We start from the raw sequence: 12,856 nt of genomic DNA, 5'->3' as shown, positions 1-12,856 counted from the left end.
GGGAGCGCCCTGCTGCTGCCGCATCAGAGTGACGGATCAGGCGGCCTTGCTGGCCTTCTCCATCTTGGCCTGCACGGTGGCAATGGCCATTTCCGCAGGGCTGACATCCGCCGCCTTGGCCTGGGTCAGGATCGCCGCCATGGTTTCATCCAGCGCCTGCAGCTTCTCGGCGACAAATCCCTCGCGGTCCTTGATCTTCTGGATCTCGGTCGCGACGTTGATGATGCCGCCGCCGTTGGCAACGAAATCGGGCGCATAAAGGATGCCGCGGGCGTGCAGCGCTGCACCGTCCTCAGCCGTTGCCAGCTGGTTGTTGGCGCCGCCTGCGACGATGTCCGCCTTCAGCTGCGGGATGGTCCGGGCGTTCAGGATGCCGCCGATGGCGCAGGGGGCAAAGACGTCTGCCTCGGCGCTGTAGATCTCTGCCAGCGGCACGGCCTTGGCGCCGAATTCTTCAATCGCCCGCTCCACACGGGATTCGTCGATGTCGGTGACAACCAGCTTGGCGCCGGCCTCATGCAGGAACTGGCAGAGGTACCAGCCGACGTGGCCCAGGCCCTGCACCGACACGGTGACGCCGGACAGATCGCGGCTGCCGTGCTTGTGGGCGCGTGTGGTGCGGATCGCGTTGAAAATCCCGCGCGCAGTGATCGGCGAGGGGTCGCCGCTGGCAAACTCGCCATCTGCCAGGCCAGCCACAAAGCGGGTTTCTTCCGCCAGGATTGCCATGTCCGCCGGGCTCATGCCCATGTCCTCGGCGGTGATGTAGCGTCCGTCCAGACCCTCGATGGCGCGGGCAAAGGCGCGCAGGAGGTCCGGCGTCTTGTCCTTGGCCGGATCGCCGATGATCACCGCTTTGCCGCCGCCCAGCGTCAGCCCCGCCGCAGCGTTCTTGTAGGTCATGCCTTCGCTGAGGCGTTTGACGTCAGTCAGCGCTTCGTCTTCACTGGCATAGGGGCGCATGCGCAGGCCCCCGGCTGCCGGGCCCAGCTGGGTGGAATGCACGGCGATAAAGCCGAGGAGGCCGACAGACGGTTCCTCGACGCGGAAAATTTCTTCATGGCTGCTGGATGCGACGGCAGTCACTGTCATTGGGATTGATCCTCCTAAACCTATCCGGATAATAGCCGGGCCGCGGCGCCGGTTTTCACCAAAAAACCGTGCCGGAGTCCGGTGTTTTGGTGGTAACATCCACATAGGGCGCCACGTTTAGGGGAAACCTCCATGGATTCGATCGACCGCAAGATTGTCGCCGCGCTGCAGCGCAATGGCCGGCTGAAGATTTCGGAACTGTCCGGCATGGTCGGGCTGTCACCCACGCCCTGCGCCCGCCGGGTCGCGAGCCTGGAGGAAAGCGGGGTGATCTCCGGTTATTCCGCCCGGGTCGATCAGGCCAAACTGGGGCTTCCGGTCACCATCTTTGTGGCTGTGGAGCTGGACAAGCAGTCCACCGAAGCGCTGAGCGCGTTTGAGAGCGCAGTGCGCCGCTTTGATCAGGTGATGGAGTGTTACCTGATGACCGGCACGCGGGATATCCTTTTGCGGGTGGTGGCGGAGGACCTGCCGGATTTCGACCGTTTCCTGGAGGACAAGCTGATGCGGGTGCCGGGCATCCGCAACACGCGGTCTAGCTTTACCCTGCGCACAATGATTCAGCGCGACGCGCTGCCTGCCTGCTGACCGGTTCACGGCGCCGTCTGCATGCAGCTGCAACCGCGCCTGAAGAAAATGCAAGCGAAGGGCAAAAATCTTCTGCCGGCCCTCTTGCGGAGCCTGCATCGGACGGGTAAAAGCCTGCCTCACGGGTGATTAGCTCAGTGGTAGAGCGCTTCGTTCACATCGAAGATGTCAGGAGTTCAAATCTCTTATCACCCACCACCTTCCTCCTTGGTGAAATTCTGTTTAAATTCAGTTGCTTTAGGCGTTGTCGGCAACCGACTAAGAACGGCTTCCATTGTACTCTTGCCGGGCTAGCCATTGTACTTTTCGGCCCAGTCAGAAGCGGAATTCGCTCTGAAATTGGCCTTGTGAAGCACAGGCTTGCGACTCATTTTTCGTGTCCTCCATAGCCGGTTCGGATTCGTACGAGCGCAAGCGGCCTTAGGCATCCGCACATTCGAAGGGTGTGTGTGCTCCGAGCTGTATCTATTGAAGCGAAACCATAGGGGGGTGACGTCTGCCGAAACTGTATGTCGCAAGGGTTGAGTTGTGCTGGTTCTTATTGCCGCCTAGGTGCTATGCATTGAGAAAACTCAGGTGATTTAATGCAGGCCACTGACTTCATAAAAAAATGGGAAGCTTCGGAGCTGAAGGAGCGAAGCGCTTCCCAGTCCCATTTCAACGACCTCTGTGCACTTCTCGGAATTGAAGACCCCATCAGTGCTGACCCCAAGGGCGACTGGTTCACATTCGAACGCGGTGCGTCCAAATCATCAGGCGGGGAGGGCTGGGCGGACGTTTGGCGCAAAGGGTGTTTTGCATGGGAGTACAAGGGCAAGAAGAAGGATTTGGACAAAGCCTTCGACCAGCTTCTGCAATACTCCATAGCGCTGGAAAACCCGCCGCTTCTGATCGTGTCGGACATGACGCGCATCCGTATTCACACGAACTGGACGAACACCGTTCAGCAGGTCCACGAAATTACCACGCCGGACCTTCTGGATGCCAGCAAGCGCGACTTCCTTCGTGCCTGCTTCACTGATCCGGAGAGCCTGCGCCCAGCCAAGACCCGGCAGGCCTTGACCGAAGAAGCTGCGCAGAAGTTCGCTTCGCTGGCGCAGCGTCTGCGCAACCGCAAACACGACCCGCAGACTGTCGCTCATTTCGTGAACCGTCTGGTTTTCTGCATGTTTGCAGAAGACGTGGACCTTTTGCCGAACAAGATGTTCCAGCGCGTTCTTGAACATTCACTTAAGGTCCCGGAGGACTTTCGCGAGAATGCTGAACTGCTGTTCAACGCTATGGCCTCCAAGGAAATTGGTAAGGTTGGTCTGGAAAAGGTTGAATGGTTCAATGGCGGGCTGTTCGATGATGGCAACGCGTTGGACCTTGAACAACAGGATGTAGCGGACCTGCTCGCCGCCGCGAAACTGGATTGGTCCGAAATCGACCCTTCAATTTTGGGCACTCTGTTCGAGCGCGGGCTAGACCCGGACAAGCGCTCTCAGCTTGGCGCTCACTATACCGACCGTGACAAGATCATGCAGATCGTCAACCCGGTCGTGGTGGAGCCGCTGCTTATAGAATGGGGCGGGGTAAAAGCCCGGATTGAAGCGGCACTGAAGAAGGCGGAGAGCGCCAAGTCACGGGCTGCCCGGACCAAGGCTGAGAAAGCGGCGGAACGCCTTCACGCGGCGTTTCTGGAGCGTCTGCGGGGCTTCCGCGTGCTGGACCCGGCCTGTGGGTCAGGGAACTTTCTGTACCTGTCCCTCTTGGCGCTAAAGGACATTGAACACCGTACGAACCTTGAGGCTGAGGCCTTGGGGTTGCCGCGTGGTTTCCCGACCATCGGTCCGGAATGCGTGAAGGGGATCGAACTGAACCCCTACGCCGCCGAACTAGCGCGAGTGTCTGTCTGGGTTGGGGAAATCCAGTGGATGCGTCGGAATGGCTTCGACGCCGCGCGCAACCCGATCCTGCGTCCGCTGGATACTATCGAGAACCGGGACGCCGTACTTGCCCCGGATGGGGCCATGGCCGACTGGCCCGATGCGGATGTTGTAGTCGGCAACCCGCCGTTCCTGGGGAACAAGCGTATGATCGCGGTGTTGGGCGAAAAATACACGACAGACCTGCGCAAGGCATGGAAAGGCGTCCCCGGCGGCGTGGACCTCGTGGCCTACTGGTTTGCCAAGGCATGGGAAATGATGCAATCGCGCCGACTGAAACGTGCTGGACTGGTTTCGACGAATTCTATCCGAGGCGGCGCGAACCGAGAGGTCCTGAAACCCATCGTGGAAGCCGGGCGCATCTTCAATGCTTGGTCCGACGAGGACTGGACCGTCGAAGGAGCAGCGGTGAGGGTTTCCATGGTTTGCTTCGATACCAAGCAGGCTACCGAGTCAAACGGTGCGGTTCTCGACGCCCTAAGTGTTGCGCGGATTCACTCAGATTTGACGGCAAGTGAAAAATTGGACTTTACCTCGGCTTCGAGGCTTGGGGAGAACCGCCGCCTCTCTTTCATGGGAGTAACCAAGTCAGGGCCATTCGATTTGGAAGGCAGTGTTGCGCGAGGTCTTTTGGCAAAGGTTGGGAACCCGCACGGAAAGCCTAACAGTGACGTGCTGAAGAGATCCGTAAACGGCACTGAGTTAGTGCGCCGTAGAACAGACCGCTGGATCGTGGATTTCGGACCGGGCACCAAGGTTGAGGAGGCGGCACTCTATGAGGCGGTCTTCGAGTTCGCTAAGAAAGAGATTTTTCCCAGGCGACAGGAAAGTCGCACGGAGAAAAATCGCGTTCACTGGTGGCTTTACGAACGTCACCGCCCTGAGATGTACCATGCTCTGCGACGCTATTCGCGCTATATTGGAACGGCAATGGTCGCGAAGCACCGTGTATTTGTTTGGCTGGAAGCAAGCTATGTTCCTGAGAACCTTGTTATAGTTGTTGCCCGAGACGACGATGTCACCTTCGGCATTCTGCATTCCCGCTTCCACGAACTTTGGGCCCTACGGATGGGCACGTCCCTCGAAGATCGGCCCCGCTACACCCCTTCCACGACCTTTGAGACCTTCCCTTTTCCAGTGGGCCTGACCCCGAACATTCCTGCTTTCGACTACGCCAAAGACCCTTGCGCTGGGAAGATCGCCGAAGCCGCCGCAGAGTTAGACCGCCTGCGTGAAAACTGGCTGAACCCGCCTGACCTCTTGGACAGGGTTCCCGAGGTTGTCGAAGGCTACCCTGAACGGTTGATACCTAAAGACGACAAGGCCGCGAAGGAACTCAAGAAGCGCACCCTGACCAACCTTTACAACGCCCGCCCCGCGTGGCTGGACCATGTCCACAAGAAGCTGGATGAAGCCGTGGCAGAGGCCTACGGCTGGGGCGATGACTGGCGCGACGGCAAGCTGACCGACGATGAGATTCTGGCGCGCCTCTTCCGGCTCAATCAGGAGCGAGCGGCAGAGCAGGACAAGGCATGATGAAAGCGGCTGCGCGGATCGGGCAGGGTGCCAGACCGATCAGTGCCGCGCAGTCTCGCGGGACCGAACAGAGAAAAATCGCGCAACTCTGACTGTGGAGATACCCCATTGTACAGAAAAGTCGGTCCCTTCAAAAAACTGAGCGCCGGGACAGGTCAATATTGACCTATTGCTCCAAGGGCTTTGGGCTAGGATGGGTGCAACAAAATTCTGATTTCTGTCGAAAATTACTAGGGCTGAATCGTGATGGAAAGAGGGGTCTTTACTGCGCGGCTGGGTCCCCTGCGGTGCGGAGTTTTATACCGGGCGAAAAATGGTGGTGCGCAACGGGATCAGGGTCAGATAGCAACGGATGTGCTAAACATCACTTCGACGCGGTTGCATAGCGGTCGGTGGGTAGCACCCGTCGCCCCTTTGAGCGATGGGCGTACTCCCCAGACGGGTCCCATGCCTTTGGTTTCAATTTTGTAACCGGTTTTTGCCCGTCTGGTGAGGCAGCTAGTGCGCCAAACACAAGTTCAGCAGGCGCGGCGCGCCGTATTGTCCTGTTATGCCACCTTAGCCAATATCAGGCCGTCTGAGGGCCGCTGACGCGGCCTGCGACCTACTCAGGCGGCGCGGGCGGACAGCCTGTCAGCGGCGTTCTTGACGCTCATAGAAGCCCATTTCTTACCTCTTGGAGTCGGCACACCAGCGGCGTTCAAGGCATCGGCGATCTTCTGATACGACGCACCGGATTCCCGCATGGGAAGGACGATAGAGGCGACACGGTCAGCAGCCGCGTCAGCGGCTTCTTTCGCGGCCTCATTCCGCTTCATTGTCTTGTCGCGCAGGCCGCCCAGCTTCACGCCTCTAGCCTTGGCTGCGGCGAGGGCTTGCTTGGTTCTGAGGCTAATGAAGTCGCGTTCCTGTTCGGCCAAGGCGGCGTAGATATGCAGGCTGAACTTGTCGGCATTCGGCATGCTCGAAACCCTTATTTTTAGGGCCTGATCGTCCATCAGTGCGGCAATTTGGCTGACCTTCCGAGACAGTCGGTCGAGCTTCGATACCAGCAGCTCCGCGCGCTCCTTCTTTGCCAGTTCGATGGCTGCGGCGAGTTGGGGGCGGTGCGCGTCAGCGCCGCTCAGGACGTCCGTGAAAGTGCCCAGAACCTCAAAGGGGGTGTCGCTGTAGTTGTCCAAGAATAGCGCAATATCGCGGTCCTGAGCTTCCAGACCAAGGCCCGACTCGCCTTGTGAAGCGGTCGAGACGCGGCGGTAAATCACGTATTTCTTGGTCATGCTGGCCCTTCATAAAAGCAGTCATCGTTCGTTGTGATCTTTATATGGCATGCGCCAGCATGATTCGCGAGTCTTTTCAATTACTTATGTGGAAACGGTGCGTTTCGGGCCTGCAATATTTGAGTCTTTCAGTTGATTAATAATATGTCAGCATTGCTTGCATATTTTTGAATGTTGCTCACGTTGGGGCGCGTGGCGGCTGACGCAGTTTCAGTCACGTTACAAAACACCAGATCTAGAAACGCTCGAAAAAAGTTCGCTAATGGCGAACTTTTTTCTTGCAATCACGCGGGGGTTCACCTATCTAAAATCTCAGTTAGTCATAGTGGAAGGAAAAGTCGTCACATCTTGAGCCGCAAGGCTCGCGGGAGGCCTTGCCTCCTACCGCTTAACCGGCCCCACGGCCTCCGGCCCCCTCAGGGACGTCAGAGGACACGGCGCGGCGAAGCAGAGACCCACAGATGACCCGTGGGTCTCTTGGTACCTTGGTTTGGTTGTCGTTGTCCGCACTTCTTGCTCGCGATGACACTCGGTTCACGTTGAATCGAGTGGGTAAGAAGGAGACCAGAAAATGGACTTGAAGACTAATGAACGACAACAGCGACTGAAAAGAACGAGCAAATGGCCTTCATGGCTGCGCGCTCCGTTCCTGCTTAAGTGGGCAATCCGGATAGGGTTGTGTGCTTACCGCCTCTGGCGGCTGTGGAATGCCCTGATGGGTGATCCCGGTAGCTAAGTCGCTTCCATTGTATCCCTGTTCAAGAAAGGAAAAGCGATGCTTTCGGAAGCGCTCCGCCTTATCCGCGTGTATCACGATATAAAGCAACAAGAACTCGCCGAACGACTTGGGCTATCAAAGTCCTACATATCGGAGTTGGAGAAGGGCAAGAAAGCCCCATCCATGGATGTAATTCAAAAGTACTCAGATGAGTTTGGAATTCCCGCCTCTTCGATTCTGTTCTTCTCCGAGAACCTAGGCAACCCATCGAAGGCGACCAGAGCAAAGTCTGCAATTGCGGGGAAGGTCCTGCAGTTTTTGCAGTTCATCGAGGCTAAAACCGCAAATGGTGAATCGTAAGTACGGGTTGAGGGACAGCCCATTTTTTCGCCTTAGCTCTAAGGCAAAGTTGGCGAAACTCTTGCAGGTGTCACCTGCTAAGCTTAAGAAGCTGTCTCACCTTGAGACAGGCTATATACGTTTTAAGAAACCCAAAAAGAAGGGTGGGTCACGCGACATTAGCGCTCCTATCCCCCCTCTTAAATCTGTACAGGCTCGGATTTCGGACCTGTTGGGACGGATCGCACCACCTGATTACCTCTTCGCTCCTGTGGCAGGGCGGTCATATGTAGACAATGCGGCACATCACATTGGGTCTCGGTCGGTCCGATTGTTGGATATCGAGGACTTCTTTCCAAGCTGCACAATCAACAAGGTCATCTGGTTTTTCCGTCGTCGCATGGAATGCTCACCGGATGTTGCAGTTATCCTTGCCAAGATTGTCACGCACGAGGGGGTTCTTCCTCAAGGAAGTCCCTGCAGCCCAATTCTTGCCTACTTCGCATACCTTGATATGTGGGAAGAGCTTGAAAAATGCGTTAGGGGCGCAGGCTGCAAGCTAAGTGTCTACGCTGATGATTTGACCGTATCCGGCGACACTGTGCCAGAGTCCATGATCTGGGAAGTAAAAAAGACACTCCACCGTCATGGGCATCGGTACGCCGCCCATAAGGAGAAGGCACGGCGGGAACGCCCCGCCGAAATAACTGGGGTCATTCTCACGCCATCGGGTGTGACCGTACCGAACAGGCAGAGACAAGGCATCCATCTTGTTTTGGACGAACTTCGGAAGGTTAAAAACCCTGAACAGGCGAAGCGTCTCGAAGCCCAGTTGCGTGGGCGAAAAGCCCAGTTCAAGCAGGTCCAAGCAGGAAATAAGCGATAGGCGCTATCAGGGCCCATTTGTCCACGTTCGGCGGCGTGGACAAATGACGGACAAATAGATTTCCTCTTCAAGCCCCTTATTTTTATGGTCCGATTGTCACTATTTGTCCATTTGTCTATTTGTCCAATATATATAGGGTCCCGTCCCCCCGCCAAACACATACCCCTGACTGCGCCGCCGGGGGTGTATGTCTCTGTCCGGGTCGGTCCATCCAAAATTTATTGGACAACGCGGACAAATGGACAAATAGACATCAACCAATTGAATAAAGACGATTTTCTTTTGTCCATTTCGTTGTCCGCCTAGCCTTCCGTTGGACAAAAGGGGGGCTAACGCGCCCCTCTACCTTCATCCGTTGGACAAAAGGGGCGCTAACGCGCCCCTCTACCGTCATCCGTGTACAAACATTCCCGGAACCCGGATGTTCTTTTCACGCCCTTCGCCGGGTACGTATTCATGATACCACTGCATCCGGTCACCCTTCTTGCGTTCGATAAGGGCGTCCACCCCCCTCAGGCGGTCCGCGAGGGCCTTGGGGTCGGTCGTGATGCCAAGCTTGCCCAACCGGTTGACCGGGATGATATAAGTACGGGCCAGCATTTCTGCTTCCGGGTCCTGCATCTTGTTATGGGCGGTATCGTCGGGCCGTCCGTTCTCTGACAGGTGCCCGTAATATCCGAGAATTTCCTGCCGGTTGAACTCGCGTTCTTCATGCATGGTCACTACGTCGCCCGTCTGGATGCCCCGGCGGAGTGCGGTACGCAACGCCTCCACCTGCTGCCGGTCGGTGTCCAGATGGCCCATGCGGACGTCCATATTGTCTTCGAGAAGCGCGCGCATGTATTCGCGTACGGGGACATTACAAAACAATCCCGCGTCCTGTGCGATTTCTCCGGTCACCGCGAAGATAGCAGCGACACGGACCACCCGGCGGGCAGAAGACCCCGGCGCAAGGTCGGACCATTCATCCATGATGCCACGGACGCGGCTCCGCACCTCATCCCGCCCCAACTTCGCCAGCGCTTCGGCAAAAACCGGTGCGGTCACTCCAAAAATCGCCCGTTCCCGGTCATCGCCGGACAAGACCTTGATCGCCGCCAGTTCATCGCTGTCCGGGGCAAGCTCCGCCGCGCTGCTGAAATTGACGGAAAACGTCCGGGCAATGGTGCCGGTCTTCGTATCAACGCCCGCCGCCTCAAACACCCGCAACATGTCACGCTCAGCAGAGGTAACGAAACAGGTACGCCATGACCGAGTCCTCCGCCGTCCGCCGTCTGCCGTGCCCCGTCCGCGTCCCTGACCTTCCGCCCACTGCATAAGCGTCCGCTGCTTCTCGTTCGCGTCCAGCTTGGATGCGCCGTCTTCGTCCAGAACGTACACCGCGCCGTTGGCCTGTTCCGCCTTGGTCTCGACATAGGCAGGCGTCGCATCTGCCTTGTCGAAAAGACCGGTAGCATCCGGTGAGGCATGGTGCGCCGCACCGGCCTTGCCTGCCGACGACTTGCCGCGCCCGCCGTCGCCTTCATGCGCAAGGATAACAGATACATCATTTTCGATGTAATCGACCACCATCCCCACGAGTCCAGAGAGATAACCGGGCATGAAATACCTGCCGTTGACGCCCGTCAGGGCGGTGGACGCGTAAAAGTGATGGTCTTCCAGCGTGCCCCGCGTCTTCCCGCTAACGCGGGCCTTGGGATCAAGGATGTACCGGGTCTCACCTTCGTTCACCACGTTCCCCGTGGGCGATACATAGGTGTCTCCAAACCACCCCGGCTTCTGCACCAATACAGCTTCATTGTCGGTCTGCACTGCCTTCAGCAGGGCCACCATCACCGGAACCTTTGCCACGGCGTCAATTTCGAGTCCGTCATCAGCGAGACGGGAAATAAGGCTACCGGAATCCCGGAAGGCGTCCCCGATGGAATAGACCGACTCCACGATACCCCGCTGCGCTGACCGGTGGCGATACCGGATCGTGATTTCATTCGTGCGGCCTTCCTCGGTTTCGCCGAAGGCGACGAACGGGACCTCGAAAGCGCGGCACAGGCGCTTGGGACCTGCGTCCGGCTTGTCAAAGTCCGGGGCATAGAACCACCCGGCCTTGTAGGTCACGAAATCAGGCAGCCACGCTGCGTTCTGCGCGGCACGTTCAACGGTGGCGGTGGTGGCCTCTCCCAGCGGAACGAAAGGCGCAGGTGCAGACTTGCGGCGGGCCTCGGCAAGCTGCCTGCGGGCGTCAGCCCGTTCGGCCCGGTCCAGCCTATCCCAGATGCCCCGAACGTCATCCAGCTTGAGCGCGGTCTGCTTCGCAAGGAAAGCATTGATCCGCCCCCGAATTGCCTTGTCGGTGACGCCCGCAGTGTGTGCTACGCCGATGAAATATTCGACGTCCGACTCGTTGGCGTCCATCGTAAACGCAGCCGCCTGAGCCTCAAAATCCGCCGCCTGTTCAGCCGCTTCCACTCGTTCCTCTTCCAGTTCTGCCGGGGTCAGTTCTTCAAAGGGTCCCGGCTGGTCAGGCGCGCCGATCATGAAGGAGTCGCTTTCCAGCCAATCGGGATCAATGACTCCGTCTTCGATCCACCGGGCGATGTAGTTCACGGTATGGTACCGGTCCTTGCACGTGTGCTGGCAACGTACATACGCAAAGTCGTGATCCGCGTATTCCCCGGCATTCCAAACGGTCGTGGACGTGAGGCCGCTTTCGCTGGTGTGTTCGTCGGAGAACGGGCATTCGACGTGCAGGCGGTCGCTGCCTACACCCTTCGCGACGTGGGATTCAGACAGCATGTCCGCCAGCATCCACCGCTTGCCGTAGCGTCGATACAACGCGGTCACGTCGATTCCGATGCTGGTGGTTACGTCCGGGATGGTAGTGCCACCCTTGCCGCTTCCTGCCTGCGAAAACGGATTGTCAGCGCCCCTTGCGACCTCCGGAATCTCATCCCACTGGACGGAACGGCCCCGGAAAACGGCGCAGTAGCAGTCAGCGCCGGGGCGGTGCTTGGCGATGTACAGAATCCGGCTGGGGTCAGTCGCCACGGGGTCGATCCGCACGCCCAGCATCCGGGCCAGCCCCCGGACCTTGTTCGCCCAAATCTCCTGACCGCGCTTCGGACTCGGGTCCAGCGTCGTGACGTCAATCGGCTCCGCAAAGAGCGCGACGGCGCGCATCTTCTGCAAGGGCGGGCAGGACCAAACGGCCTGAATCTTCCCGTCAATATCGGCGCGGGGGTCGGTCAGTTCGCACTGTGAAATGAAGTCTTCGGAATACGCCCCCTTGTGGCGCAGGTACGCCCGGACGGCTTCCGTGGATACTTCGTCGCCATACTCCAGAATCTTGTCCACGGCCTCGCAGTCCGTAGTCCGTTCGTGGTTGTAAGAGGTGTACAGGACGATTGCGAGGCCGGAGGCTTCGCACCGGGCAATGACGTCCGCAAGTGGCTGTTCCGGTTCAATGTCCAAGCCCATCGCAACCATGCCGCGCATGTTCTCTGCCTTGCGCTCGCCGTTGGCGCTCGCCCCGAACACGTACCCCGCGCCGTCCTTCCGGTCGTCTTCGCGGTGCCACGTCAAGGAGTCGTCCAGCCATTCGCCCCAAGTCTTTGCCTTCGGACGCCAGCCCCGCGTCGGCATGAACCGCTTTCCCCAATCCTTTTCGATAAGGGGGGCGGTACAGCCCATAAGGGCGTCGAATACTTCGGATGCTTCGCCGTGGATATACGCGTCGTTCCAAGTCTCCCCCACGTTCCACGGCGCGCGGTTGCGCGCCTGTTCGCGGGACAGTTCTTCGCTCAGGTCATATACCTGCGCCGTGTTTCCTGCCATTCGTATTTCTCCTTGCGCAGTCAATCATTTCATTTTCTCTCTCCTTCAGACCTGTTCATTCGGCCCCATCCTGTGGGGCGACGGGCGGCAGTAGAAACAGGACAAGCCTGCCGCCCCAGTGTGTCTCTGACTGGGCCGCTGACGCGGCCCTTTCCTTACAGATTGCAAACCGGTTCTAATTCATCCTGAGCTTGCCAAATTGCGCTTGGCTTACCTGCTGTCACTTCGTCAGGCAGGCGCGGTCGTACTTCTTCATGGTGCCATTCCGCGTACGTACCTCTCGGCGTCCGCTAAGTGTGCAGCAAACTGCGCCTGTAGCTCCTTCAGTTCCCTGACCATGGGCACTGACAGCGGACCCTGCGATGCTTCACTGATTTCAGCACCAGTACAGACCAACTCCGTCAGGAGCATGAACTCTTCAGCCTCACGGCTCCCCAGCGGGAAAACTTCTGCCATTTTCATTCCTCCGTTTCGTTTCGAATGTGACGAACTTGGTAAGAATTCGAACGGCAGTCAAATGTAACATACTGACTTTGTGTGATTTTTTGAGACTTTGATTGTCACGGAAACTGACATTTCGGGAAATAGCACATCTGCCAATTTAGCTTCCCGCCGCTAAGTTCAGAGTTGCTGGGAAGAAATGCCGAATTGCTGAGTG

General features: G+C 58.0%; 8 protein-coding genes and 1 tRNA gene. 5 read left to right on the top strand and 4 right to left on the bottom strand.

Going from position 1 to position 12,856, the window contains the following annotated elements:
- Positions 1 to 36: 36 nt before the first annotated feature.
- The gene (locus ACTRWG_RS21570) at positions 37 to 1,092 is read right to left on the bottom strand and encodes a Glu/Leu/Phe/Val family dehydrogenase (RefSeq protein ID WP_027237192.1); all 1,056 of its coding nucleotides are present in this window, start codon (positions 1,090 to 1,092) and stop codon (positions 37 to 39) included.
- Between the two features lie 132 nt (positions 1,093 to 1,224).
- On the opposite strand from ACTRWG_RS21570, the gene ACTRWG_RS21565 reads away from it, so the two are divergent.
- The 3 genes from ACTRWG_RS21565 (at position 1,225) to ACTRWG_RS21555 (ending at position 5,144) form a co-directional block, all read left to right on the top strand.
- Positions 1,225 to 1,680 carry an Lrp/AsnC family transcriptional regulator gene (locus tag ACTRWG_RS21565; protein WP_027237193.1) on the top strand — a complete coding sequence of 152 codons (456 nt, stop codon included), beginning with the start codon at positions 1,225 to 1,227 and terminating at the stop codon, positions 1,678 to 1,680.
- Positions 1,681 to 1,803: 123 nt separating this feature from the next.
- Positions 1,804 to 1,878 (top strand) — tRNA-Val (locus tag ACTRWG_RS21560).
- Positions 1,879 to 2,264: 386 nt separating this feature from the next.
- A complete protein-coding gene (locus tag ACTRWG_RS21555; protein ID WP_462829923.1) occupies positions 2,265 to 5,144 on the top strand; it encodes a class I SAM-dependent DNA methyltransferase in 2,880 nt (959 codons plus the stop codon).
- Between the two features lie 608 nt (positions 5,145 to 5,752).
- Here the strand turns inward: ACTRWG_RS21555 and ACTRWG_RS21550 are convergent.
- The gene (locus ACTRWG_RS21550) at positions 5,753 to 6,424 is read right to left on the bottom strand and encodes a recombinase family protein (protein ID WP_027237195.1); all 672 of its coding nucleotides are present in this window, start codon (positions 6,422 to 6,424) and stop codon (positions 5,753 to 5,755) included.
- A gap of 775 nt (positions 6,425 to 7,199) precedes the next feature.
- On the opposite strand from ACTRWG_RS21550, the gene ACTRWG_RS21545 reads away from it, so the two are divergent.
- Positions 7,200 to 7,502, top strand: a complete 303-nt coding sequence (locus ACTRWG_RS21545; RefSeq protein WP_027237196.1) for a helix-turn-helix transcriptional regulator — start codon at positions 7,200 to 7,202, stop codon at positions 7,500 to 7,502.
- Positions 7,489 to 8,367 (top strand): reverse transcriptase family protein, encoded by an 879-nt coding sequence (locus ACTRWG_RS21540; protein WP_084299605.1) that lies wholly within the window; start codon positions 7,489 to 7,491, stop codon positions 8,365 to 8,367. Before ACTRWG_RS21545 ends, ACTRWG_RS21540 begins: the two co-directional genes overlap by 14 nt.
- Before the next feature lie 390 nt (positions 8,368 to 8,757).
- Here the strand turns inward: ACTRWG_RS21540 and ACTRWG_RS21535 are convergent, their stop codons facing one another.
- Both ACTRWG_RS21535 and ACTRWG_RS21530 read right to left on the bottom strand, forming a co-directional pair.
- On the bottom strand, positions 8,758 to 12,198 hold the full coding sequence (locus ACTRWG_RS21535; RefSeq protein ID WP_462829922.1) for a DUF927 domain-containing protein: 3,441 nt from the start codon (positions 12,196 to 12,198) through the stop codon (positions 8,758 to 8,760).
- A gap of 252 nt (positions 12,199 to 12,450) precedes the next feature.
- Positions 12,451 to 12,654 carry a hypothetical protein gene (locus tag ACTRWG_RS21530; protein ID WP_027237199.1) on the bottom strand — a complete coding sequence of 68 codons (204 nt, stop codon included), beginning with the start codon at positions 12,652 to 12,654 and terminating at the stop codon, positions 12,451 to 12,453.
- Positions 12,655 to 12,856 lie beyond the last annotated feature (202 nt).

The organism is Leisingera sp. G5_S3_59_S7 (assembly GCF_054968485.1).
Note: the sequence above shows the minus strand (reverse complement) of the source record. Positions and strands in the feature narration are given on the sequence as shown.

Bases quoted from the DNA above. Each gene is read 5' to 3' on its own strand.
- ACTRWG_RS21570 (WP_027237192.1), bottom strand. From the start codon at position 1,092: ATGACAGTGACTGCCGTCGCATCCAGCAGCCATGAAGAAATTTTCCGC.
- ACTRWG_RS21565 (WP_027237193.1), top strand. From the start codon at position 1,225: ATGGATTCGATCGACCGCAAGATTGTCGCCGCGCTGCAGCGCAATGGC.
- ACTRWG_RS21555 (WP_462829923.1), top strand. From the start codon at position 2,265: ATGCAGGCCACTGACTTCATAAAAAAATGGGAAGCTTCGGAGCTGAAG.
- ACTRWG_RS21550 (WP_027237195.1), bottom strand. From the start codon at position 6,424: ATGACCAAGAAATACGTGATTTACCGCCGCGTCTCGACCGCTTCACAA.
- ACTRWG_RS21545 (WP_027237196.1), top strand. From the start codon at position 7,200: ATGCTTTCGGAAGCGCTCCGCCTTATCCGCGTGTATCACGATATAAAG.
- ACTRWG_RS21540 (WP_084299605.1), top strand. From the start codon at position 7,489: ATGGTGAATCGTAAGTACGGGTTGAGGGACAGCCCATTTTTTCGCCTT.
- ACTRWG_RS21535 (WP_462829922.1), bottom strand. From the start codon at position 12,198: ATGGCAGGAAACACGGCGCAGGTATATGACCTGAGCGAAGAACTGTCC.
- ACTRWG_RS21530 (WP_027237199.1), bottom strand. From the start codon at position 12,654: ATGGCAGAAGTTTTCCCGCTGGGGAGCCGTGAGGCTGAAGAGTTCATG.